We start from the raw sequence: 23,644 nt of genomic DNA, 5'->3' as shown, positions 1-23,644 counted from the left end.
CATCTGATCAGTGCGGCTTCGGGGCGGAGCGCGCCACGCCAGCGCGGATCACGGTCAAGTTCTGCTCGGCACGGTCGTCGCGGCTGGCGACCTGTTTCGCATCGGCGAGGCTGCGGAGGGCGAGGGAGAGCTGCCCGGTGCGCTGTGCCAGCGCCAGCGTTTCGGCCTGGCTCGGCGACAGCTCGAGCGTTGCCGTCTCGCCCGTCACGACCTGCTCTCCCTGGCGCTCCTGGACGTTCTGACCGATGGCCAGGACGCGGATATTCGACAGGATGGTCTCGGCCACCTGGACGTCGCTGCCGCCGGCCTTCGAAGCCTCCTCGTCGCGGTAGATGCGAAGGACATCGACGCGATCGTTCGGAAGGACGAAGCCGCCGGCGGAGGTGGCGCCCCGCGTGTCGATCGAGATCGCCAGCGCCCGCATCCCGGAGGGCAGGATGGCCGACATGAAGCCCGATCCGTCGGCCTTCACGAGCTTCTCGCGCCGGATCGGCTCGCCGCCGAGGAAGCTGGTGCGGACGAGCGCTCCCTCGAACTCAGTGGCGGCGTTCGGCGCGTTTTCCCGCGTCAGCGCGGCGGCCGGGGCCAGGTCGGCCGGCCAGGGCTGCCACCGCAGGTCCGCCGGCTTCAGGACCTGCCCGACAGGCAGATCGTTCGCAGCCACAAGAACGTCGATCGCTCTCGAAGGAACGGTCGTCGTCTCGACGACCACGGGCCCCGGCGCGTTCGAGCGCATCATGATCATCGCCGCGACGCCGGCCGCGCCAAGTGCCGTGACAAGTACGAGGAGGCGGGCGGGCTTCATGGACGAGCTTCCGGACGCAACAATCGGTCGAGCCGATCCTGCGTCGGGAATCGTCAAAACATGGTTAATCAGATCTGCCGGAAAGTCGCCGGATTAACACTCCACTCAGGATAACTTCCGGCCATGAAGGAGCGACCGAAAAGCCGAAGTCGAGCGGCCGAAAAAAGCGAAAGCTGATGCTGTCTGCCGCACTCTTCTGCACGGATCAGTTCGCGAGTATGGCGGTCCAGATCTCGGATTGCGGATAGACCAGGAGGGCTGCGGCCGCCAACGCGATGCCATAGGGCACGCCGGCGTTACGGTCGTGCATGCGGGACAGCCAGGTCCAGCCAAGCGCGAAGCGCGGAAGCGGGAAGAAGCGAAGCGCCAGGATCGCCAGCGTCAGCAAGCCGCCGCCGACCGCCGCAATGAACAGGTAGTCGACGAGAGGCGTGAAGCCGAACCAGAGCGCCGTCGCGGCCGCGAGCTTCGCATCCCCTCCGCCGATCCAGCCGAAGGCGAACAAGGCGAAGGTCACGGCCAACACGACGCCTCCCGCGAGCACGTGGAGGAGAATCGTCTGGGCTGCGAGCCCGCTGATCACGGCCAGCACGGCGAAGCCCGCCACCAGGGCGAGCGTCAGCCTGTTCGGGATCGTCATGGTGAGGAGATCGCTCGCGGCCGCATAGGCCATCAGAACGGGAAAGACTCCCAGAACGGCGATCTCGGCGAGGCTCGTCATCGCAGCTTCGATAGCGAAAAATGTTCGGGCTCCGGCACGGCCGGAGCCCAGGAAGGTCGACGCTCTTGTCCCTTAGCGGGTTCCGAGGCTCGTCCCGATCGTGTTGAAGGCGGTGTTGAGGTTCGTGCCGATCAGGTTCAGCGCGCCGATGATCACGACGGCGATCAGCGCGGCGATAAGGCCGTACTCGATTGCGGTAGCCCCGGACTCATCCCGGATAAAACGATTGAAGATGTTTGACATGCGATCGCTCCTGTCCTCGTCGCCCTTCCGTCCGCCGGCCTTTCAAGGGGCACTCGGAACGGCAAGACCCTAATTCGAGCGCGTTTCGACATAGTTAAAACGATCGCGCGGCTCGGGCCCGCGGCTACAAAATGGCTAATACTGCACCAAGATTCTGCCGGCTACTTGCAGCGAAGGCCTGAGTTCTAGGACGACGATACATAATTCGGAGAACAAGAGGTCGTCTCTTCGAACCATCAGCATACGCGCGCGAATTCGGCGGCACCGGCCCAGGACCGTTCCACTTCCTCAACATTATGTTCACCATTGCGCACCATTGTCGCCGCCATCAGGAGTGCGTGGTAGCCGCGATGGGCACGAGAACGTGGATGCTGGTATCGCTGCCTTGCGCGATGGCAGCTCTGTCTCTGGCGGGGCCTTCCTTCGCTCGGGAGGGCGTCAAGACGATCCCGCTCGCGGCCGTATCCGCTGTCGATGACCGCAATGTCGCAAGCGTCCGGCCCGTCGAACCGATCAGGCCCGCCGTTCCGATCGCGCGGGACGAACTCTCCGTCGCGGTGAATCGCGCGAAGGTCATCAAGCTGCCCGAGAAGGCCCAGACGGTGGTCATCGGGAACCCGGGCGTCGCGGACATCGCGATCCAGAAGAACGGCGTCGTCGTGCTGACCGGCAAGAGCTTCGGCGTGACGAACTTCATCGCGCTCGATTCCAGCGGCAGCATCATCGGCGAATCCATGGTCAGCGTGACCGCGCCGACGGATTCGACCGTCACGGTCCAGCGCGGGCTGGACCGCCAGACCTATTCCTGCACCCCGGTCTGCCAACCCTCCGTGGCCCTCGGCGATGCCGGCGGGTTTTTCGCGGAGACGAAGGGCCAGGTCGAACAGAACTCCGCCTTCGTCGGCACCCGCTAGCGCTCCCGCGCCGGCACTGCGGGATCGGCTCAACGAACCTGCAATCATTATAGGCTAGCTCTGGCGTGCACCGGCTATTCGGCCGGCATCCTGGAGCAGCCATTCCATGTCGCTGAGCCTGTTTCGGCGCAGCCCGGCTGACGCGAAAACCCGACGATCCGGCCTGCTTCGCCGCTTCCGGCGGGCGGATACGGGCGCGCTCGCGGTCGAATTCGGGCTGATCGCCCCCTTCTTCTTCGGCCTTCTGTTCGGAATCCTCGAAGTCGCGCTCACCTTCTGGTCGACGCAGGTGCTCGAGACGGCCGTCGCCAATGCCGCCAGGCAGATCTACACGGGCGGATTCCAGCAAGGCGCCACCAGCATGACGCAGGCGCAAGCCCTGGCCAAGTTCAAGGAACTCGTCTGCGCGAACGTCACCGCCGTGTTCAACTGCAACCAGCTGGTGCGCGTCGACATCCAGAAGGCCTCGAGCTTCGCCACCGCGAGCCTCGCCGTGCCGATCAAGAACGGCGCCTTCGATACCTCGGCCTTCGGCTACAATCCGCCCGGCCCCAACGAGGTGTGCGTCGTCCGGGCCGCGATGGAATATCCCGTCTACGTGAACATCTTCGGCTACTCGACGGGGCTGCGCAGCGGGAACCGGCTCATCATGGCTTCGTCCGCCTTCATGACCGAGCCCTACCAATGATCGATGTCTCGAAGCGCTCGCCCGGAAGGGCATGGGACGCGCTCCGCGGCAAGGCGGAAGCGCTGCGCAGATCCGTTGCGGGTGTCGCGGCCGTCGAGTTCGCCCTGGTGCTCCCCGTGATGGTGGCGATGCTGCTCGGGATGAGCGAAGTCACGCTCGGGGTGAATATCGACCGCAAGCTCACGCTCCTGTCCCGAAGCCTCGCGGACCTCACGTCCCGCCCGAAGAGCCTGACCCCGGCCAAGCTCGACGAGTTCTTCAAGGCGGCCAGCGTGATCATGCAGCCGTTCGATGCGGCGCAGATGAAGATGACCGTGACTTCCATGAAGGTCACGAAGGTCGGCTCGAACTTCAACGGGACGGTGGATTGGAGCTGCGCCCGCGGCTCGGGCGCGGCCACCAAGCCGAAGAACGTGAACTACCCGGTGCCGAGCGGATTCCAGACAGACGGCAGCTATTACATCCTGGTCGACGTGTCGCTGCCCTACACGCCCATGTTCGGGAAGGCGATCTCGGGGACGATCAACCTTTCGGAATCGACACCCTGGCCGGTGCGCAACAACACCCGGGTCGAGCTGCCATCCGGCTGCCCGAGCTCGACCTGACGCCGCCCCGCCGGGCGCTTGCCGGGCGGGGCCGCCGATCTGCGGCAGATCAGATCGTCTGGTTGTAGGCGCCGACCTCGGGATTCTCCCGCAGCACCTTGTCGACTGCGGCAAACATCTCCCGCAGCCGCGCCTCGGAAACGGGGCTCTCCACCACCACGACGAGTTCCGGCTTGTTCGATGAGGCCCGGACGAGGCCCCAGGTGCCGTCCTCCGCCACCACGCGCACGCCGTTGACGGTGATGAGGTCGCGGATCGGCTGCCCGGCGAAGGTCTCACCCTCGGCCTTCATGTCTTCGAAGCGCTTCACGACCTTCTCGACGACGCCGTACTTCTTCTCGTCGTCGCAATGCGGCGACATGGTCGGAGAACCCCAGGTCTTCGGCAGCTCGGCATAGAGCTGGGACATGGTCTTGTCCGGGTTGTGGTCGAGCATGTCGAGGACGGCGATCGCCGTCACCAGCCCGTCGTCGTACCCTCGCCCGACCGGCGCGTTGAAGAAGAAGTGGCCGGATTTCTCGAAACCCGCGAGCGCGTTCAACTCCTTCACGCGCCGCTTGATGTAGGAATGCCCGGTCTTCCAGTAATCGGTCTTCGCGCCGAGCTCCTTCAAGACCGGGTCGGTCAGGAACAGCCCCGTCGACTTCACGTCCACGACGAATTGCGAGGGACCGTGCACGCGGGTCAGGTCGCGCGCGAGCATCGCGCCGATCTTGTCGGCGAAGATCTCGTCCCCGTTCTCGTCGACGACGCCGCAGCGGTCGCCGTCGCCATCGAACCCGAGCGCGACGTCGGCGCCATGCTCCTTGACGGCCGCCGCCATGGCATGGAGCATCTCCATGTCCTCGGGGTTCGGATTGTAGTTGGGGAAGGTGAAGTCGAGATCGGTGTTCAGGGGCACCACCTCGCAGCCGAGCGCCTCCAGGATGCGCGGCGCGAAGGCACCGGCCGTCCCGTTGCCGCAGGCCGCGATCACCTTGAGCTTGCGCTTGAGCTTGGGGCGCGAGGTCAGGTCCTCGACATAGCGGTCGGGGAAGTTCTCGACGAATTCGTAGGAGCCACCGCCGACGAGGTCGAAATCGGCAGCGAGCACGATTTCCTTCAGCTGCGTCATCTCGTCGGGCCCGAAGGTGACGGGGCGCTGCGCGCCCATCTTCACGCCCGTCCAGCCGTTGTCGTTGTGCGAGGCCGTGACCATCGCCACGGCCGGCGCATCGAGCGCGAACTGGGCGAAATAGGCCATTGGCGACATGGCGAGGCCGATGTCGTGGACCTTGCAGCCCGCCGCCATGAGGCCGGTGATCAGCGCATACTTGATCGAGGAGGAGTAGCTCCGGAAATCATGCCCCGTCACGATCTCGCGCTTGACGCCCATGCGGCCGATCAGCGTTCCGAGACCCATGCCGAGGGCCTGGACGCCCATCAGGTTGAGCTCGGGAGCCTTGTCCGAGCCGGGGTGGCCAAACCACCACCGCGCGTCGTATTCGCGAAATCCCGTCGGCTTCACCAGCGGGAAGGACTCGAACTCGTAGGTGTTGGGCGAGAGTGACGGACGGGGCTTCGGATACATCTGGCGACAGGAGCTCCGGACAGGAAGGCGGCCATAGCCGATCGGCCTGCAAAAGGAAAACGCCGCGCATCCCGGCAGTTCCACGGCCGAGCTTGCGCGCCTGTCTGGAATGGGTAGGCCTGATCCTCCTTTCAATTACCCTGTGGGCCACTTTCGAGGCGGTCCGCCTGCCCGCAGCCCTGCTTCTCGGCCCCATGGTGGCCGGGATCGCCTTCGGGGCTGCCGGGGCCTCCATCCGGATGCCGCGCCCGGCCTTCACGGCGGCGCAGAGCATCGTCGGATGCCTGATCGCGCATTCCATCACGGGAGCGATCATCGCCTCGGTCGCGCGGGACTGGCCCGCCATGCTCCTCGTCGTGGCGAGCACGATCCTGTCCGGTGCCCTCGTCGGATGGCTGCTGGGACGGTTCGGCACGCTGCCCGGATCGGTTACGGCCTGGGGCTCCTCCCCCGGCGGCGCCTCGGCCATGGTCGGAATGGCCGATGCGACCGGTGCCGATCCGCGCCTTGTCGCCCTGATGCAGTACGTGCGCGTCGTCTGCGTGGTCGTGGTCGCGTCGGTCGTGGCGCGGTTCGTCCTCCCGGAAGGCGCGGCTCCCTCTCTCCCGCAGGCGGCCCACCCGGCGGACATGCTCGGCGAGATCGGGCAGGTGGCCGCAACCCTCGCCATCGCGGTCGTCGGCGCCGTGATCGGGCGCGCCTTGCGCCTTCCAGCCGGCGCGCTGCTCGGGCCGATGCTCCTCGGGTCCGTCCTCCATGCGACCGGGATCGCCGACATGACGATACCCGGGCCGCTCCTCGCTCTCGCCTATGCGGTCGTCGGCTGGTTCGTCGGGCTCCGTTTCACCCGTGCGACCCTTGCCACGGCTTGGCGCGCGCTCCCGGAAATCATCGCCGGATCGCTGGTGCTGGTCGGGCTTGGGGGAGTTTCGGCCTGGCTGCTGATCCAGGTGCGCCACACCGATCCCCTCACGGCCTTTCTCGCCACGACGCCCGGTGGGATCGACTCCATCGCCATCATCGCGATCGGCTCCAATGTCGACGTGGGATTCGTCATGGCCCTCCAGGCGATCCGGGTGCTCCTCGTCGTACTCACGGGCGCACCCCTCGCCCGGCTGATCATCCGGACGACGCCACCGCGCTAGCTCGCGCGTGCTCCGATCGCGACGGGAGGCCAAGGCGGCCGGATCGGGCGCCGGCGTGGAACGTGGAGGGCCGGCGCGCGGTTCAGCTTCACGCAGGAGGACCGGAGCCGATGAACACAGCCAATCTTCAGCTCGAAGGCGTTTACGCTGCCATCGCCGCGCTCATGGATGCGCTCCGGGCGAAGAACCTCCTCTCGGAGGTCGAGATAGACGAGGCCCTCACCAAGGCCGAGCACTGCCTGGCGAAAGACCCGGCACGCCCGGCCGAGCTGTCGGCCGCGAACCTCGACGCGATCTGCTTCCCGCTCCGGCTGCTCCGGGTCGCCAATGCTCGCGGCGCCCGGGGCGAGGACTGCTCCTTCACGTGCCTTGCTGCCGAGGTGGGGCGCACCAAGCCGGGGCAGCCCCGCAACGCCGTGCGGGCCGACCTGCCGGCCTAGAGAATCCGCCTGACGCCACCGCGCGCTCACCATCTCGCAAGGACTTCGTGGCGGGGCGGCGCGGGGAGCGGTAAAGGCGTGGCATGGACAACGAGCAGCCCATTCCTGATCTGTCACGGCGCAAGCTTCTCGCAATCGGGGCCGCATGGGCGGCCCTCGCCGGAAGCAGCACGTCGGCCCTGGCGCAGTCCCGGCAGCGCTACGACGACCCCTACTTCAATGGTGGCGAGGACGACCTCTGGCAGGGTCGCGGCCGCTATCGCTCGCCGCCGCGCGACAGGTTCTACGACACCCAGGTCCAGCAGGATTACTACATCCGGGACCCGTTCGGACCGGGGCAGAGCGAGCCCGTGGACCCTTATGGGCAATATCCCTACGGGTCGCGGCGCCGGGCGCCGGCGACCGAGAGCCTCCCGCCCGACATGCCGATCGCCGGCGGCGGCTTCGACTACCGGCGGATCTATGCCCGGAACGATTCCGAGCCCTACCCGGTCCCGGCCTTCAACTATGCCCGGGTGCGGCCGGAATTCCTGCGGCGGGGGGTGGAATATCGCGGCCGCGAGCCGGCCGGCACGATCGTCGTGGATCCCCGCGCGCGGCATCTCTACTTCGTCCAGGGGAACGGGCAGGCGGTGCGCTACGGGGTCGGCGTCGGCCGGCAGGGCTTCTCCTGGTCCGGCATCGCGACGATCAATTCGAAACAGGCCTGGCCGGACTGGTATCCGCCCAAGGAGATGATCGCGCGCGACCCGAAGCTCGCCCGGTCCCTCGGCCAGCTGCAGAGCGGCGTCGGCATGCATGGCGGCCCCGGCAACCCGCTCGGTGCGCGCGCCCTCTACCTGTGGCAGGGCAACAAGGACACGCTCTACCGCATCCACGGCACCACGGAGCCCTGGACGATCGGCACGTCGGTCTCGTCCGGCTGCATCCGGATGATCAACCAGGACGCGATCGACCTATACAACCGCACGAGCGTCGGGGCCGAGGTGCGGGTCCTGGCGTGAAGGACGCCCCTCCTCTCCCCACCCATGGCGGGGAGAGGAGAAAAGCGTCACTCAGATCGTGAGCGTGCCGGCCTTGGCGGCCGCGTAGCGCTCGGCGACCTTCGGCCAGTTCACGACGTTCCACCACGCCTTCAGGTAATCCGGCCGGCGGTTCTGGTATTTCAGGTAGTAGGCGTGCTCCCACACGTCGTTGCCGAGGAGCACGCGCTGGCCGTCCATGAGGGGCGTGTCCTGGTTCGGCTTGCTCACCAGGCCGAGCTTGCCCGACTTGTCGACGGTCACGAATACCCAGCCCGACCCGAAGACCCGGCCACCGGCGGCATTGAAGTCGTCCACCAGCTTGGCATAGCCGCCGAGGTCGCGGTCGATGGCGGCCTTCAGTTCGCCCGTAGGCTCGCCGCCCGCGCCGCCCATCACTTCCCAGAACATCGTATGGTTCGCGTGGCCGCCGCCATTGTTGCGGACCGCCGTGCGGATGTTGTCCGGAACGGAATTGAGGTTCGCCAGGATCTCCTCGAGCGGCTTCTTGGACAGCTCGGCATGATCCTTCACGGCGTTGTTGAGATTGTTCACATAGGCCGCGTGATGCCGGTCGTGATGGATCTCCATCGTCTGCGCATCGATATGCGGCTCGTTCTTGTTGGCGGCATAGGGCAGCGGGTCGAGCCTGAACGGGCCGCTCGGCGCCGTCGATTGCGCGAACGCCGGCCGAACCAGGGGCGTGGCCGTCAGGGCGACAAACCCCGCGAGAAGCGAGCGGCGGTGTAGAGCTGTCATCCGGTTCCTCCTTGCTGGCGAGGGATGTGAACCGCCCCTGGCCATTGGTGATCGGTCCTCGACCATTTCCGTGACGCCGCAGGGCGAGCACAATGGGGAAGTGGGACGCCGCCCGTCCTGCGCCAAGGTACGGCCGCGCTTTCCGCGCGACACCATTTCGTGACGAGGCTCAATCGAACCAGTCGTCCAGGCTCGGCTCGATGCAGCGGTACCCGATCGGGCAGGCGGGCGTGTCCCGGGTCGGCACGAAGGCCTGCTGCGTCACCTCCGTCGGCTCGCAGAAGCTGCGGTCACGAACGAAGCGATCGTAGGTGTAGCCTCCGGTGCCGAGGACGGCGGCCCCGCGCGCGGCGATGAAGTCGCGCGCCTGCCCGCAGGTCATGGTCGTCGTCGAGAGGCGCTGGGCGGAAGCCGCCGTCGCCACCAGGGACAGGGCGATCGCCGTGGCGAACCTGAACATGCGCGCACTCCTGCACGCCCATTCAACGTGCCTGCGCGCCGAGCGATCCCGACCCGCTCAGGCCAGCATCTGCAGGTCTGAATCCACCGAGATCGCCTGGCCGGAGATGGTGCGCCCGCGCGGCGAGCAGAGGAACACGATCTGGTCGGCCAACTGCTGGGGCGTGACGTATTCCTTGATGGAGGCGTTTGCGAAGGCCCGCACCTCCATCTCGGCATAGGAGATGCCCTGCTGCTGCGCCTTGGCCTCCAGCACGCGGCGCTGCCGGTCCCCGGACACGATGCCGGGCAGGACGGCGTTCACCCGGATCCCGAACTCGCCGAGCTCGCGCGAGAGCGATTTCGTGAACCCGATCACGGCCCATTTCGCGGCCGCATAGGGGGTGCGGAGCGGGAAGCCGAAACGCCCGGCCGCCGAGGACAGGTTGATGATGGAGGCATTGCGGCTCGCCTTGAGATGCGGGATCGCGAGCCGCGTGCAGTTGAACTGCCCCGTGATGCAGATGTCGAGGCAGCGGTCCCAATCCTCCGGATTGATCTCCTCGACGCGTCCGGTCGGGCCGGCGATGCCGGCATTGTTCACCAGCACGTCGAGGCCGCCGAGCGCCGCGAGCGCATCGTCGAAGACAGCCGCGACGTCCGAGCGGTCCGCGACGTCGCCATAGGAGCAGGTCACGCCCGGATCGCTCGCCGGCATGGCGTCCAGCGCGCTGCGGTCCACGTCGCAGACATGCACCTTTGCGCCCTCCCGGACGAAGGCGCGGGCGATCTCGAGCCCTATGCCACCCGCTCCGGCCGTGACGAGGACGCGCAGTCCCGCAATGTCGAGATCCATCTGGTCGTTCTCCCTAGGGGGCGAGGCGTCCGGTCGCCTCGATGAAGGCGGCCGCTCCCTCGATGTCGGCTGAGATCGCGGCCTGGGCGGCCCGGCCGTCGCGCGCCTCGATCGCCGCGACCGCCCGCGCGTGATGGGCCTCCGCCCCGCCATGGGCGAGGCGGTCGGGCGAAACCCGAAGGTCGAGATTCAGCACCGGGCCGATCTTCAGCCACAGGCCCTCGATGATGCCGACCAGCGACGGCATCCGGCTCGCCCGGTAGATGGCGAAGTGCAGGTCCTTGTTGGCCCGCACGGCGCGCTTGGGGTCGGGCTCGTCGCTGCGGGCCTCGCGCCGGAACGCGGCATCGAAGGCCCCGATGACGCGCAGCTCCGCCGGCGAGCAGTTGAGAGCGGCCTGCTCGGCCGCGAAGCACTCGATCACGAGCCGGATGCGGGTGAGCTCGCGGAACTTGCTCCCCGTCATCACGGGGACCGTGACGGCCCGGTTGGGAAGTACCTCCAGGGCCTCGTCGGCGACGAGGCGCGAGACCGCCTCCCGCACGGGCATGATGGAAACGCCGAGCGTGTCGGCGACCGAGCGCAGGGACAGCTTGTCCCCCGGCGCGAGATCGCCGCCGATGATGAGGTCGCGAAGCTCCTCGTAGACGCGCTCGCCGAGCGTGATCCGCTCGATCCGTCCGACCTGTGCGAGGGCTGCGACCAAGGTGACGTCCGGACTCGACAGGATCGTCGAATTACGCCAGCCTAGCTGTGATCACAGATCACGGCAACAAGCCGTGACGGTCGGGAGGGACACGATGACGAGATACGACAGGCCGAGTCGCCGCACGCTGCTGAAGGGCGCAGCCGGCGCCGGCGCGCTCGCCGGGATCGGCATGCCGGCAATCTCCTATGGCCAGTCGGACGTGATCCGCATCGGCCATCTCGTCCCGATCACCGGCTTTCTCGGGCCGCTCGGCGAATACGCCCAGATGGGCGTGAAGCTCGCCGCGGAGGAGGTGAATGCCGGAGGCGGCATCCTCGGCCGCAAGGTCGAGCTCGTGCTCGAGGACTCGGTGAACCCGCAGACCGGCTCCGCGAAGGCCGAGCGCCTGATCGAGCGCGACAAGGTCGCCATGATCATCGGCGAGATCTCGTCCGCGACCGCGCTCGGCATCGGCCAGGTCGCGCAGCGGACGAAGACGGTCTTCATCAATACCGGGGCGAATTCCGACGCCCTCCGCGGCCAGAACTGCAATCCGTTCATGTTCCACATCGAGGCCGCGAACTCGATGATGGTCACGGCCGTCGGGCAGTATCTCAAGTCCGAGAAGATGATCTCGGGCAAGAAGTGGTATTCGCTGACGGCGGATTACGCCTTCGGGCACGATCTCTTCAAGGTGGCGAAGAAATTCGTCTCGGAGAACGGCGGCAACTTCATCGGCGAGGAACTGGTCCCGACGGACGCGACCGATTTCAGCCCGTACCTTCTCAAGATCCGCCAGGCCCGACCGGACGTCGTCGCCTCGAACCTCGCCGGCAACCAGATCACCAATTTCATCAAGCAATACGCGGAATACGGCTTGCAGATGCCCATCACGGGCTTCGGCTTCGATACCGCGGTCGCCTGGGGCGCCGGCCAGGACAACTTCTCGGGCATCTGGCCGCTGATCTGGCACCACCTCGTCGACAACCCGTCGTCGAAGAAGTTCGTCGATGCATTCACGAAGAAATACGGCAAGCCGCCAGAAAACCAGGCCTGGGGCGACTACAACTCGCTGAAGCTCGTCGCGCAGTCCTTCAACGAGACGAAATCGACCGAGTCGCAGAAGCTCGCCGAGCACCTGCGCAAGGGCGCCAAGTTCGACATCCTGAAGGGCCGCGAAGGCTACTTCCGCCCCTACGACAACCAGATGATCCAGGAGATGTACGCGGTCCGAGCCAAGCCCGCCGCGAAGATGAAGGACAAGTGGGACATCTACGAGCCGCTCGGCACGGTGCCGGAGCCCGGCGGGGACCTGGAAATGCTCGCCCCGCCGAAGGACGGCACGTGCAAGATGCCGGCGTGACGTGATGTCTCTTCTCCCCGCCACGTGGCGGGGAGAAGTCGAGTTGCGCGTCAGCGCAACCGGATGAGGGGCGGAACGCCTCGACATGATGCCGAACCAGCCCTGCCCCTCACCCGGTCCGCGTCGCCGCGGACTCGACCTCTCCCCGCTCCGCGGGGCGAGGTGAAGGACGCGCCTTGCAGATCGTCTTTCTTCTCGAACAGGTTCTGAACGGCCTCCTCGTCGGGGCCTATTACCTGCTCATCGCGCTCGGATTGTCGCTGATCTTCTCGCTCGGCGGCATCGTGAACCTGGCGCACGGCGCCTTCTATGCGATCGGCGCCTACCTGGCCGTGACGCTCGCGCCGCATATCGGCTTTGCGGGCGCTTTCGTGGCCTCGCCGCTGCTGGTCGCGGCGATCGGCGTGATCGTCGAACGCCTCCTGTTCCGGCGCTTCTACCGGTCGGACCCGATCCTCTCGCTGCTCCTCACCTTCGGGCTCGCCATGGTGATCGAGCAGAGCCTGCGCATGACCTTCGGGGCCGCGCCCCTGCCCTTCTCGATCCCCCGGGAGCTGCGAGGCCAGGTGCTCCTCGGCGATTTCATCTATCCCCGCTACCGGCTGATGATCTTCGGCGTGGCATTGGCCGCCGTCGCGGCCACCTGGGCGGTCGTCTACCGCACCTCGTTCGGCCGGGTGGTCCGGGCCGGCGTGCAGAACCCGGAGATGGTCGGCGCGCTCGGCATCTCGCTCGGCCCCTACATGACGGCCGTCGTCGCGCTCGGGATCGGGCTCGCCGGCCTTGCGGGCGTGCTGCTCGCGCCGATCTCCGGCGTGCATCCGGCCATGGGGGCCGAGATCCTGACCGCCGCCTTCGTGGTGGTCGTCATCGGCGGCCTCGGCTCCTTCTGGGGCGTGATCGCGGCGGCGGCGCTGGTCGGCGTCGTGCGCGGCCTCACGATCTATTTCTTCCCGCCGGCCGGCGAGGCCTCGATGTATCTCCTGATGGCTCTCGTCCTGCTGCTGCGCCCGCGCGGCCTCCTCGGCGAGCGCATCCAAAGGTTCGAGTAGGCCGATGCACTCCGACATCCGGCCGCTCGTCGTCGCGGCGCTCTCGCTCCTCGTCCTGCCCTTCGCGCTCGACCTCGTCGGCCTGCCGCTGCGCTCGTCGATCGACGTCGTCGTCATGGCGATCGCCTGCCTGGGACTGAACGTCCTGGTCGGCCATACGGGCCTCGTCTCCTTCGGGCACGGCGCGTGGTTCGGGCTCGGCGCCTATGCGGCGGCGCTCAGCCAGTTGCACTGGTTTCCGGACGGCATCGTCCTGCCGACCATCTTCGCCCTCGTCCTCACCGCGATTGCCGCGACGCTCCTCGGCGCCCTGATCCTGCGCCGCCGCGGCGTCTATTTCTCGCTGCTGACCCTGGCGCTGACCGCCATGCTGTTCGCGATCGCCTATCGCTGGACGGCCCTGACCGGGGGGGAAAGCGGCCTCGGCGGCATCAAGCGCCCGCAACTGCTCGGGCTCGATCTCGGTTCGGACTGGACCTATTACTGGGTCGTCGCCCTGATCGGCTTCGTGGTCTGCTTCAAGCTCTGGCGCTTCCACGCATCGCCCGTCGGCAGCGTGCTGGTCGCGATCCGCGAGAACGAGCAGCGCGCCCGCTTCATCGGCTACCCGACCAACCGCTACAAGCTGATGGGCTTCGTGGTCTCCGCGACCGTCGTGGGCACGGCGGGCGTGCTGTCGGTCTTCAACCACCGCTTCGCCTCGGCCGATGCGATCTCGGTCGCATTCTCGGGCGAGCTGATCGCCATGGTGGTGATCGGCGGGATGCGGAGCTTCCTCGGGCCGGCGCTCGGGGCCCTGTTCTACATCCTCTTCCGCGAGTTCCTGTCCATCTGGACGCCGCATTGGCTGTTCTGGTTCGGGCTGCTCTTCGTCGCCTTCATCGTCTTCTCGCCGACGGGCCTCGTCGGCGTCGCCGGACGCCTGCTCGCCCCCTTCCGCAAGAAGCCCGCGGGCGAGGCCGCGATGGCGGGACGCACGCTCTCCGACGAGCCGCTGCCGCCCTTCCTGCTGCCTGAGAAGCACGTGGCCGGCTCCATCCTCGAGGCGGCCGGGATCTCGAAGAGCTTCGGCGGCCTCAAGGCCGTGCAGGACGTGACCATCCGGGTGCGCGACCGCAGCCTGCACGCCCTGATCGGCCCGAACGGCGCCGGAAAGACGACGGCCTTCAACCTGATCTCGGGCCTCTACAAGCCGGATTCGGGCGACGTGATGCTGGCCGGCCGGTCGATCGCGGGTCTCTCGCCCGAGCGCATCACCGAGGCCGGGATCGGCCGCTCCTTCCAGATCACCAACCTGTTCCCGGGCCTGAGCGTCGGCGAGAACCTGCGCCTCGCCGTCCAGGGCCGGCATCCGCGCCGCTTCGATCCCTGGACCTCGGCGCATGGCCTGACCGATGTCGCAGCCGAGACCGCCGCGCTCGCGCGCTATCTCGGCGTCGCCGGCATGGAGACGGCGGAGGCCGGCACCCTCTCCTATGGCGGGCAGCGCCTGCTCGACATGGGCCTGGCGCTCGCCACGAAGCCGCGCGTTCTCCTCCTCGACGAGCCGCTCGCCGGTCTCTCTGCCGCCGAGCGCCAGCGCATCGGCGACATCATCAAGCGCATCTCGGCCGACCTGCCGGTGCTGCTGGTCGAGCACGATATCGACCGCGTCTTCCAGATCGCCGATGCCGTGACGGTGATGAACGAGGGCCGCGTCCTCGTGGACGGAACGGTTGAGGATGCCCGCTCCAGCCCCAAGGTGCAGGAGGTCTATATCGGCTCGGGCGCTTCCGCCGTGGCGGCCCGCCCACGCGAGAGCGCGGCCGAACCCGAGACGCTGCTCGCCGTCTCCGGCGTGAACACCTTCTACGGCAAAAGCCACATCCTGTCGGACGTCTCCTTCGACCTGCACCGGCACGAGATCATGGCGCTGCTCGGCCGGAACGGCGCCGGGAAGTCGACCCTGCTGAAGACCCTGATGGGCATCGCGCCGCCGGCCTCGGGCTCGATCCGCCTCGCCGGCCAGGACCTCGCGGGCCTCTCCTCCGCCCGGATCGGCCGGCTCGGCATCGGCTACGTCCCGCAGGGGCGCGGGCTGTTCGCCGGCATGACCGTGAAGCAGAACCTCGAACTCGGGCGCCTGCGCCGGATCACCGGGCACGGCGTCCACTGGGACCTCGAGCGGATCTTCGACTACTTCCCGCGCATCCGCGAGCGCCTCGATACGCCGGCCGACTTCCTCTCCGGCGGCGAGCAGCAGATGGTCGCCGTCGCCCGGGCGCTGTCAGGCGACGTGCGCGTGCTCCTGCTCGACGAGCCCTTCGAGGGCCTCGCTCCGGCCGTGGTCGAGCAGCTCTTCGAGAGCTTCGACCGGCTCCGGCGCGAGATTTCGATCGTGATCGTCGACCACCATCTGGACCTCGCCCTCGCCTTGTCGGACAGGACGGTTGCGCTGGAGCGCGGCCGCGTGATCCATGTTGGGCCGTCGAAGGCGCTTCGCGACGATCTCGCGCTTCGGCGCAAGGTGCTGTGGCTCTGAGAAGGATCAAGGGATCATGCCGAGCGTCGCCATCGTCGGATCGGGCCTGATCGGCCGCGCCTGGGCCGTCGTCTTCGCCCGCGCGGGCTGGGACGTCCGGCTGACCGACACCCACACCGAAACGCTCCAGAGCGCGCCGGCGCTCATCCGGCAGGGCCTGGAGGATCTGGCGGAGCACGGGCTCGTATCGGATGCCGCGGCAGCAGCCGCGCGCGTGACCGTGGCGCCCACGCTCGGCGACGCGGTGCGCGACGTCGATCTCGTCCAGGAGAACGGCCCCGAGACGCTGCCGATGAAGCGCCTGCTCTTCGCCGAGCTCGACCGCCTCACGCGCCCCGACACGATCCTCGCCTCCTCGACCTCGGCCATCGTGGCATCCGCCTTCACGGAGAACCTGCCCGGCCGGGCGCGCTGCCTCGTGGCGCATCCCGTGAACCCGCCGCATCTCGTCCCCATCGTGGAGCTCTGCGGCGCGCCCTGGACCGACCCGGCCGCGATCGAGCGCGCCAAGGCCATCTACGAATCCGTCGAACAGGTCCCGATCATCGTTCACAAGGAGGCGGAGGGTTTTGTCCTGAACCGGCTGCAGGGCGCGCTGCTGGCTGAGGCGTTCAGGCTCGTCGGCGAAGGCGTCGTCAGCCCGCAGGACCTCGACAAGACGATCAAGGACGGGCTCGGGCTGCGCTGGTCCTTCCTCGGCCCGTTCGAAACCATCGAGCTCAACGCCCCGGGCGGCATCCCGGATTACTGCGCCCGCTACACCGGCTTCTACCGCCGCGTCAGCGCGGATCCGCCCTCTTCGACCGTATGGGATGCCGAGAACGTCTCCCGCATCCTGCTCGCCTGGGGCGACACGCCGGACCGGGAAGCGCTTGCCGAAAAGAGCGCGTGGCGCGATCGCCGCCTTGCGGCGCTCAAGGCGCATAAGCGAAACCAGCCCGCCTGACCTGAATCACGATCCAGAGGAAACGCCATGGCCAGCCGCAAAGTCATCATCACATGCGCCGTCACGGGGGCGATCCACACGCCCTCGATGTCGCCCCACCTGCCGATCACGCCCGAGGAGATCGCGGACGCGGCGATCGGAGCTGCCGAGGCGGGCGCAGCGATCGTCCATCTGCACGCCCGCGATCCGCAGACCGGCAAGCCGGACCAGGCCCCGGAGGCCTTCGCGCCCTTCCTGCAGGTGATCAAGCAGCGCTCGGACGCCATCATCAACATCACGACGGGCGGCGCGCCGACCATGCTGGTCGAGGAGCGCGTGAAGCCGGCGGCGCATTTCAAGCCGGAGGTCGCCTCCCTCAACATGGGCTCGATGAATTTCGGCCTCTACCCGATGCTGAACCGCTTCAAGGAGTTCAAGCACGACTGGGAGAAGCCGTATCTCGAAGGCTCGCGGGACCGGATCTTCCGCAACACCTTCGCGGATATCGAGTACATCCTGACGACCTGCTCGGAGAACGGCACCCGCTTCGAGATCGAGTGCTACGATATCGGCCACCTCTACACGCTGGCGCATTTCGTCGACCGCGGCGTGATCAAGGGGCCGCTCTTCGTGCAGAGCGTGTTCGGGCTGCTCGGCGGCATCGGGCCCCATCCCGAGGACGTGATGCACATGAAGCGCACGGCCGACCGGCTCTTCGGCGACCAGTACCGCTGGTCCGTGCTCGGCGCCGGCCGCAACCAGCTCCCGATCGCCGCCATGGCGGCCTCCATGGGCGGAAACGTCCGCGTCGGCCTCGAGGATTCGCTCTGGATCGGCCCCGGCAAGCTCGCCGAATCCAACGCCCAGCAGGTGAGGCTCGCCCGGCAGATCATCGAGGGCCTCGGCCTTGAGGTGGCATCGCCCGACGACGCCCGGCAGATCCTGGAGCTGAAGGGCGGCGACCGGGTGAACTTCTAGCCCCGGCCTCGGGCGGCGCCTCACCTGGCGCCGCCCCCGAGAGCGGGCGTTCGTGGGGAGGTCCAAGCGCAGGAGCTTGGAAAGACGGGCCCGAGCCTCTATTCTCCCGGCCTCCTCACGAGCTCAGATCTTGCTTCACATCTCGACCCGCGGCGAGGCGTCGCCGCTTACCTTCACGGATGCCCTGCTCGCCGGCCTGGCGCGTGATGGCGGCCTCTACGTTCCGGAGGCCTGGCCGAAGCTCTCGGCGGACACGATCGCCTCCTTCGCCGGCCGGCCCTATGCCGAGGTCGCGAAGGCGGTCCTGGGCGCCCTGATCGGCGACGAGATCCCGGCCTCCGAGCTCGGCCGCATGGTCGACGAGGCCTACGCGACCTTCCGGCACCCGGCGATCTGCCCGCTCGTGCAGATCGGCGACAACCTGTTCGTCCAGGAACTCTTCCACGGCCCGACGCTCGCCTTCAAGGACGTCGCCATGCAGCTGCTCGGGCGGCTGATGGACTATGTCCTCGCCGCACGCGGGCAACGGGCGACCATCGTGGGCGCGACGTCGGGCGACACGGGCAGCGCCGCGGTCGCGGCCTTCGCGGGCTCCTCCCGGGTCGACGTGTTCATCCTCTACCCGCATGGCCGGGTCTCGGAGGTCCAGCGCCGGCAGATGACCTCGGTGCCGGACGCCAATGTCCACGCGATCGCGATCGACGGCACCTTCGACGACGCCCAGGCCGCCGTGAAGGCGATGTTCTCCAATCCGCGCTTCCGCGACGAGATGCAGCTCTCGGGCATCAATTCCATCAACTGGGCCCGGGTCGCCGCGCAGGCCGTGTACTATTTCACGGCGGCCGTCGCGCTCGGCTCGCCGCACCGCCCGGTCTCCTTCGCGGTCCCGACCGGCAATTTCGGCGACGTCCTGGCCGGCTATGTCGCCAAGCAGATGGGCCTGCCGATCGACCGCCTGGTCGTGGCCACCAACGCCAACGACATCCTGGCGCGCACGATCGCGACCGGCACCTACGAGGTCCGCGGGGTCGTCCCGACCACCTCGCCCTCCATGGACATCCAGGTCTCGTCCAATTTCGAGCGGCTGCTCTTCGAGGCCTATGGCCGCGACCCTGCCGCGATCCGCGGCCTCATGGGCAGCCTGGCGCAATCGGGCTCCTTCGCGATCGCACCGGAGCCGCTCGCCAGGATCCGCCGCGACTTCGAGGCTGCTTCCGTTCCGGAGAACGAGGTCGCCGACGAGATCGGCCGCACCTGGCGCGAGGTGGGCTATCTGCTGGACCCGCATACGGCGATCGGAACCCGCGCCGCGCGGCGCCACCTGTCCGCCGACCCCGCCACGCCGGTCGTCGCGCTCTCGACGGCGCATCCGGCGAAGTTCCCCGACGCGGTCGAACGGGCGGCCGGGATCCGTCCCGCCCTCCCGCCGCACTTGGCGGACCTCATGGACAGGCCCGAACGCGTGACGCGCCTGCCGAACGAGATCGGCGCCATCGAGGACTTCATCCGCGCCGAAGCGCGGGCCGTTGCGGGTCGGGCCGCGTGAGCCCGCTGGAAAGGTCCGAGGCGGCGATCCGCATCACACGGCTGCGAAACGGACTGACGGTCGCGAGCGAGACGATCCCCGGGGTCGAAACCGCAACGCTGGGCGTCTGGGTCTCGGCCGGGTCCCGCAACGAGCGCGAGGCCGAGCACGGCCTCTCGCACCTGATCGAGCACATGGCCTTCAAGGGCACCGCTCGCCGCAGCGCCCGCCAGATCGCCGAGGATATCGAAAATGTGGGCGGCGAGATCAACGCCGCGACCTCGACGGAATTCACGAGCTACACGGCGCGGGTCCTGGGTCAGGATATCGAGCTCGCCATCGACGTGCTCGGGGACATCCTGACGAACTCGGTCTTCGACCCCGCTGAGCTCAAGCGGGAGAAGAACGTCATCCTGCAGGAATACGCCGCCGTCGAGGATTCCCCCGACGAGGCGGTGGGCGATGCCTTCATGGAGGTCGCCTTCTCCGGCCAGGCGATCGGGCGTCCGATCCTGGGCAAGCCGGAGACGATCACGAGCTTCGACGGGGACGTGATCCGCGCCTTCATGGCGCGGGAATACACGCCGGCCCGCATGGTCTTCGCCGCCGCCGGCCAGGTCGATCACGACCGCGTGGTGGACGCAGTCGGCCGCGCGCTGGGCTCGCTCCCCGAGGGGCAGGCGCCCGAGCCGGCCCCCGCCGCCTATACGGGCGGCGAGCGCCGGATGCCGCGCCGGCTCGAACAGGCCAACCTGATGATCGGGCTGCCCGGCGTCTCGTTCCGCGACCCGTCCTACTTCGCGACGCACATCTTCGCCCAGGCGCTCGGAGGCGGGCTGACCTCGCGGCTCTGGCACGAGGTGCGCGAGACCCGCGGGCTGGCCTATTCGGTCGACGCCTTCCACTGGCCCTTCACGGATTGCGGGCTCTTCGGGATCGGAGCCGGGACCTCCGCCCGCGATCTCGCGGCCCTCGTCGATGTCGTGACGCAGACCTCGCGGGAAGCCGCCAGGGGCATCGAGCCGGTCGAGCTCGCGCGCGCCCGTGCACAGCTGAAGGTCGCGCTGCTCGCCGCCCTCGAGACCCCGGGCGGGCGCATCGACCGCGCAGCCCGCCAGCTCCTCGCCTGGGGGCGGATCATCCCGGCGGCGGAGACCATCGCGCATGTCGACGCCGTCACGGTCGAGGAGGTCAGGGAAGCGGGTGCGCGCACGCTCGCGGGGCCTGCCACGATCGCGGCGATCGGGCCGGTGAAGACGCTGCAGCCGATCGCCCGCCTCCAGGCGGGATTTGCCGCGTGACGCCACGTCACGCAGAAGACAAGTTGGCGCAGTTTCCGGCCGAACCTCTTTTCGGCCGCAAAGCCCCCGCAGAGCGCCGTTCTCCACAAGGCAATCCGCCCGGCTCCCGCCGACCTTTGCCTTGCCGCCCGCCTTCCCCCTATTGAGTACGGCTGCCAGCCGTGGCTGACAGGCACGGATCAAGACACCCGGTGCGCGCTCTCCTTCTCGTCCTCGGCCTCCTGGCCGCCTCGCTTGCGGGCTTCTTCGCCCCGGTGCCGGCGGCAGCGGTCGAGGCCGTCCGGGTTGCTCCGGATGCCCCCGCCATCGACCTGACGCCGATGATCGAGCGCTATCGCTCGGATGGCGATCTCGTGCAGATCTCGACCGCCCCCGGCCGCGACGGCATCGTTCGGCGCATCGCCGTGAAGGCGCGCGAGGCGGGCTCGCGCCCGGACTGGATCGTCTTCGCGCTCACCAACTCGACCGACGAGCAGATCGAGCGCCTGCTCGTCGCACCCCATTTCCGGCTGGTCGGCTCGGGGCTCTTCTGGCCGGACCTCGGCGCCATCCGCATCGCGGCGATCACGGCGAGCGAGGGTATCCGCCCGGAGCGCGAGCCCTCGCCCGATGCCGACCTCTTCCAGATCACGCTCGACCCCGGCACCACGGTGACCTTCGTGGCCGAGCTCGCCTCCTCGAATGTCGGGCAGCTCTATCTCTGGGAGGCGGAGGCCTACCGGCAGAAGGTCTCGGGCCTCCTCCTCTACAAGGGGATCATCATCGGGATCGCGGGGCTGCTCGCGCTCTTCCTGACCATCGTCTTCGTCGTGAAGGGGGCGGTGATCTTCCCGGCCGCGGCGGCGCTCGCCTGGGCGGTGCTCGCCTATGCGTGCATCGATTTCGGGTTCTTCCAGCGCATCTTCCCCGTGCCGGAGACGGTCGAGCGCATCTACCGCGCGGGCGCGGAGGCCGTGCTGGCGGCGACGCTCCTGGTATTTCTCTTCGCGTACCTGAACCTGAACCGCTGGCACGTCCGCTACAGCCATGTGGGGATGTTCTGGCTCGTCTTCCTGACGGCGCTCGTCGGGCTCGCCATCGTCGATCCGCCGATCGCCGCGGGCGTCGCGCGGACGTCGATCGCGGCGCTGGCCGTGGTCGGGCTCATCCTGATCATGCATCTCGCCCTCCACGGTTTCGACCGCGCGATCATGCTGGTGCCGACCTGGCTCCTGCTGGTCGCCTGGGTGGGCGCGGCGGGCCTCACCGTGACGGGGCGGCTCGGGAGCGACCTCGTCCAGCCGGCGCTGATCGGCGGCCTCGTGCTGATCGTCATGCTGATCGGCTTCACCGTCATGCAGCATGCCTTCACGGCCGGCCCGCAGGCCTCCGGCATGTCCGGCGACGCGGAGCGGCGCGCCCTGGCCCTCGCCGGGTCCGGGGACGTCGTCTTCGACTGGGACGTGGCGGGCGACAACGTCTTCGTGTCCCCCGATCTCGAACATGCTCTCGGGCACAGGCGGGGCGGGCTCGGAGGCGCCGCGGCGGACTGGATGGACCATGTCCATTCCTTCGACCGGGACCGGCTGCGGGCGGCCCTCGACGCCATCATCGAGAACCGGCGCGGACGGCTGACGCATGATTTCCGCCTGAGAGCCGTCTCCGGGCCCTACCATTGGTACCGACTGAAGGCGCGGCCGGTGATCGGGGCCGACGGCGAGGTCGTCCGCATCATCGGGACGCTGACGGACATCACCGACGCGAAAGCCTCGGAGGAGCGTCTCCTTCACGATGCCGTTCACGACAACCTGACCGGCCTGCCGAACCGGCAGCTCTTCCTCGACCGGATCGATGCCGCCCTGGCCTATCCGGCCGGCGAAGGCGCGCCCCGCCCGACCGTGATCGCGCTCGATCTCGACCGCTTCAAGCAGGTGAACGACAGCGTCGGCTATACGGGCGGCGATCAGATCCTTCTCACCCTGTCCCGGCGCCTCGGCCGGCTCCTGAGGCCCCAGGACACGCTCGCGCGCGTATCCGGCGACGAATTCGCCGCGCTCATCCTGTCGGAATCGGACGACGAACGGATCGACCGCCTCGCCGACATGCTGCGCCAGACGGTATCGACCCCGATCACCTATGCGGAGCGCGAGATCTTCCTGACCGCGTCCATCGGGGTCGTCCGGCACGATGAGACCCGCTCGGCGAAGGGCGACGAGCTCCTCAAGAATGCGCAGCTCGCGCTCACCTATGCCAAGCGGCTCGGGGGCGATCGCGTGGAGGCGTTCGATCCCTCGATGCGGCAGCTCCAGCGCGGCGACCGGCTAGGCCTGGAGAGCGATCTCCGGCGTGCTCTCGATCGCGGGGAGATGCTGGTCGCCTTTCAGCCGATCGTCCGGCTCGAGGACCGCACGATCGCCGGCTTCGAGGCGCTTCTGCGCTGGAACCACCCGAAACTCGGGCCGATCGGGCCGCAGACCTTCATCCCCGTCGCCGAGGAATCCGGGCTCATCGTCGACCTCGGCGTCTTTGCCCTGGAGCAGACGGCGCATGAACTGGCGGCGTGGCAGCGGGCCCTGGAGGTCGATCCGCCGATCTTCGCCTCCGTCAATGTCTCGAGCCGCCAGCTCCTGAAGCACGACCTTCTGCAGGACCTGAAGACGGTTCTCGCCCGCTCGGGCGTGCTGCCGGGTTCGCTCAAGCTCGAGCTGACCGAGAGCCTCGTGATGGAGAATCCGGAATACGCCGCCCAGATCCTGACCCGGATCAAGGACCTCGGCGCCGGCCTCTCGCTCGACGATTTCGGCACGGGCTTTTCGGCGCTGTCCTACCTGCAGCGTTTCCCGTTCGACACGATCAAGATCGACCAGAGCTTCGTGCGCGAGCTCGGCAATGGGCGCCCTGTGATCCTGCGCTCCATCGTGAAGCTCGCCGAGGAACTCGGCATGGATGTCGTGGCGGAGGGTGCCGAGACGGAGAGCGAGGCGATCGAGCTCTACCACATGGGCTGCGACTACGCTCAGGGCTTCGTGTTCGGCGAGCCGATGTCGTCGCTGCAGGCCCGCCGCCTCGTCGGCGCCGCGCCCGAGGCGGCCTGAGCGGGAACCCG

At 68.1% G+C, this 23,644-nt stretch carries 22 protein-coding genes; 14 read left to right on the top strand and 8 right to left on the bottom strand.

Annotation, left to right across the window (positions count from 1 at the left end; translation table 11 throughout):
* Positions 1-7: 7 nt before the first annotated feature.
* The 3 genes from cpaB to ACO2SS_RS20565 form a co-directional block, all read right to left on the bottom strand.
* Positions 8-805 (bottom strand): Flp pilus assembly protein CpaB, encoded by a 798-nt coding sequence (gene cpaB, locus ACO2SS_RS20575; RefSeq protein ID WP_423279658.1) that lies wholly within the window; start codon positions 803-805, stop codon positions 8-10.
* Positions 806-1,010: 205 nt separating this feature from the next.
* Positions 1,011-1,526, bottom strand: a complete 516-nt coding sequence (locus tag ACO2SS_RS20570; protein WP_423279657.1) for an A24 family peptidase — start codon at positions 1,524-1,526, stop codon at positions 1,011-1,013.
* Between the two features lie 72 nt (positions 1,527-1,598).
* Positions 1,599-1,769, bottom strand: coding sequence for a Flp family type IVb pilin (locus ACO2SS_RS20565; protein WP_423279655.1), 171 nt, complete (start codon positions 1,767-1,769; stop codon positions 1,599-1,601).
* A 350-nt stretch (positions 1,770-2,119) separates the two neighbouring features.
* Between ACO2SS_RS20565 and ACO2SS_RS20560 the strand changes: the two genes are divergently transcribed.
* From ACO2SS_RS20560 to ACO2SS_RS20550, 3 genes are all read left to right on the top strand, one after another.
* Positions 2,120-2,683, top strand: coding sequence for a pilus assembly protein N-terminal domain-containing protein (locus ACO2SS_RS20560; RefSeq protein WP_423279653.1), 564 nt, complete (start codon positions 2,120-2,122; stop codon positions 2,681-2,683).
* Positions 2,684-2,789: 106 nt separating this feature from the next.
* On the top strand, positions 2,790-3,371 hold the full coding sequence (locus tag ACO2SS_RS20555; RefSeq protein ID WP_423279652.1) for a TadE/TadG family type IV pilus assembly protein: 582 nt from the start codon (positions 2,790-2,792) through the stop codon (positions 3,369-3,371).
* Positions 3,368-3,976, top strand: a complete 609-nt coding sequence (locus ACO2SS_RS20550; protein WP_423279651.1) for a TadE/TadG family type IV pilus assembly protein — start codon at positions 3,368-3,370, stop codon at positions 3,974-3,976. Before ACO2SS_RS20555 ends, ACO2SS_RS20550 begins: the two co-directional genes overlap by 4 nt.
* A 49-nt stretch (positions 3,977-4,025) precedes the next feature.
* Here the strand turns inward: ACO2SS_RS20550 and ACO2SS_RS20545 are convergent, their stop codons facing one another.
* On the bottom strand, positions 4,026-5,546 hold the full coding sequence (locus tag ACO2SS_RS20545; RefSeq protein ID WP_423279649.1) for a phosphomannomutase/phosphoglucomutase: 1,521 nt from the start codon (positions 5,544-5,546) through the stop codon (positions 4,026-4,028).
* A 92-nt stretch (positions 5,547-5,638) separates the two neighbouring features.
* Between ACO2SS_RS20545 and ACO2SS_RS20540 the strand changes: the two genes are divergently transcribed.
* The 3 genes from ACO2SS_RS20540 (at position 5,639) to ACO2SS_RS20530 (ending at position 8,135) form a co-directional block, all read left to right on the top strand.
* A complete protein-coding gene (locus ACO2SS_RS20540; RefSeq protein ID WP_423279647.1) occupies positions 5,639-6,691 on the top strand; it encodes an AbrB family transcriptional regulator in 1,053 nt (350 codons plus the stop codon).
* Between the two features lie 110 nt (positions 6,692-6,801).
* Positions 6,802-7,131: a hypothetical protein gene (locus tag ACO2SS_RS20535; protein WP_423279645.1), complete on the top strand. Its 330-nt coding sequence runs from the start codon at positions 6,802-6,804 to the stop codon at positions 7,129-7,131.
* A gap of 83 nt (positions 7,132-7,214) precedes the next feature.
* Positions 7,215-8,135 (top strand): L,D-transpeptidase, encoded by a 921-nt coding sequence (locus ACO2SS_RS20530; RefSeq protein ID WP_423279643.1) that lies wholly within the window; start codon positions 7,215-7,217, stop codon positions 8,133-8,135.
* Between the two features lie 51 nt (positions 8,136-8,186).
* Here the strand turns inward: ACO2SS_RS20530 and ACO2SS_RS20525 are convergent, their stop codons facing one another.
* From ACO2SS_RS20525 to ACO2SS_RS20510, 4 genes are all read right to left on the bottom strand, one after another.
* Positions 8,187-8,912: a superoxide dismutase gene (locus ACO2SS_RS20525; protein WP_423279642.1), complete on the bottom strand. Its 726-nt coding sequence runs from the start codon at positions 8,910-8,912 to the stop codon at positions 8,187-8,189.
* 169 nt (positions 8,913-9,081) lie between these two features.
* Positions 9,082-9,372: a hypothetical protein gene (locus ACO2SS_RS20520; RefSeq protein ID WP_423279641.1), complete on the bottom strand. Its 291-nt coding sequence runs from the start codon at positions 9,370-9,372 to the stop codon at positions 9,082-9,084.
* A 57-nt stretch (positions 9,373-9,429) separates the two neighbouring features.
* On the bottom strand, positions 9,430-10,206 hold the full coding sequence (locus ACO2SS_RS20515) for an SDR family oxidoreductase (RefSeq protein WP_423279640.1): 777 nt from the start codon (positions 10,204-10,206) through the stop codon (positions 9,430-9,432).
* Between the two features lie 13 nt (positions 10,207-10,219).
* Positions 10,220-10,912 carry a GntR family transcriptional regulator gene (locus tag ACO2SS_RS20510; protein ID WP_423279639.1) on the bottom strand — a complete coding sequence of 231 codons (693 nt, stop codon included), beginning with the start codon at positions 10,910-10,912 and terminating at the stop codon, positions 10,220-10,222.
* 94 nt (positions 10,913-11,006) lie between these two features.
* Here ACO2SS_RS20510 and ACO2SS_RS20505 point away from each other — a divergent pair, with 94 nt between their 5' ends.
* From ACO2SS_RS20505 to ACO2SS_RS20470, 8 genes are all read left to right on the top strand, one after another.
* Complete coding sequence (locus ACO2SS_RS20505; RefSeq protein WP_423279638.1) at positions 11,007-12,257, top strand: ABC transporter substrate-binding protein; 1,251 nt, start codon at positions 11,007-11,009, stop codon at positions 12,255-12,257.
* Between the two features lie 176 nt (positions 12,258-12,433).
* Complete coding sequence (locus ACO2SS_RS20500; RefSeq protein WP_423279637.1) at positions 12,434-13,309, top strand: branched-chain amino acid ABC transporter permease; 876 nt, start codon at positions 12,434-12,436, stop codon at positions 13,307-13,309.
* A gap of 4 nt (positions 13,310-13,313) precedes the next feature.
* Positions 13,314-15,830, top strand: coding sequence for an ATP-binding cassette domain-containing protein (locus ACO2SS_RS20495; protein WP_423279636.1), 2,517 nt, complete (start codon positions 13,314-13,316; stop codon positions 15,828-15,830).
* 16 nt (positions 15,831-15,846) lie between these two features.
* Positions 15,847-16,776, top strand: a complete 930-nt coding sequence (locus ACO2SS_RS20490) for a 3-hydroxyacyl-CoA dehydrogenase (RefSeq protein WP_423279635.1) — start codon at positions 15,847-15,849, stop codon at positions 16,774-16,776.
* A 27-nt stretch (positions 16,777-16,803) separates the two neighbouring features.
* The gene (locus tag ACO2SS_RS20485) at positions 16,804-17,733 is read left to right on the top strand and encodes a 3-keto-5-aminohexanoate cleavage protein (protein ID WP_423279634.1); all 930 of its coding nucleotides are present in this window, start codon (positions 16,804-16,806) and stop codon (positions 17,731-17,733) included.
* A gap of 130 nt (positions 17,734-17,863) precedes the next feature.
* Positions 17,864-19,279, top strand: a complete 1,416-nt coding sequence (thrC, locus tag ACO2SS_RS20480; protein ID WP_423279633.1) for a threonine synthase — start codon at positions 17,864-17,866, stop codon at positions 19,277-19,279.
* Entirely contained in the window at positions 19,276-20,559 is a 1,284-nt protein-coding gene (locus ACO2SS_RS20475) for a M16 family metallopeptidase (protein ID WP_423279632.1), read from the top strand. Before thrC ends, ACO2SS_RS20475 begins: the two co-directional genes overlap by 4 nt.
* Positions 20,560-20,750: 191 nt before the next feature.
* Positions 20,751-23,633, top strand: a complete 2,883-nt coding sequence (locus ACO2SS_RS20470; protein WP_423279631.1) for an EAL domain-containing protein — start codon at positions 20,751-20,753, stop codon at positions 23,631-23,633.
* Positions 23,634-23,644: the final 11 nt, after the last annotated feature.

Source organism: Enterovirga sp. CN4-39 (genome assembly GCF_049446235.1).
Taxonomy (GTDB): Bacteria; Pseudomonadota; Alphaproteobacteria; order Rhizobiales; family Beijerinckiaceae; genus Enterovirga.
The sequence above is the reverse complement of the archived record's forward strand: the minus strand, read 5'-3'. Positions and strand labels throughout refer to the sequence as shown.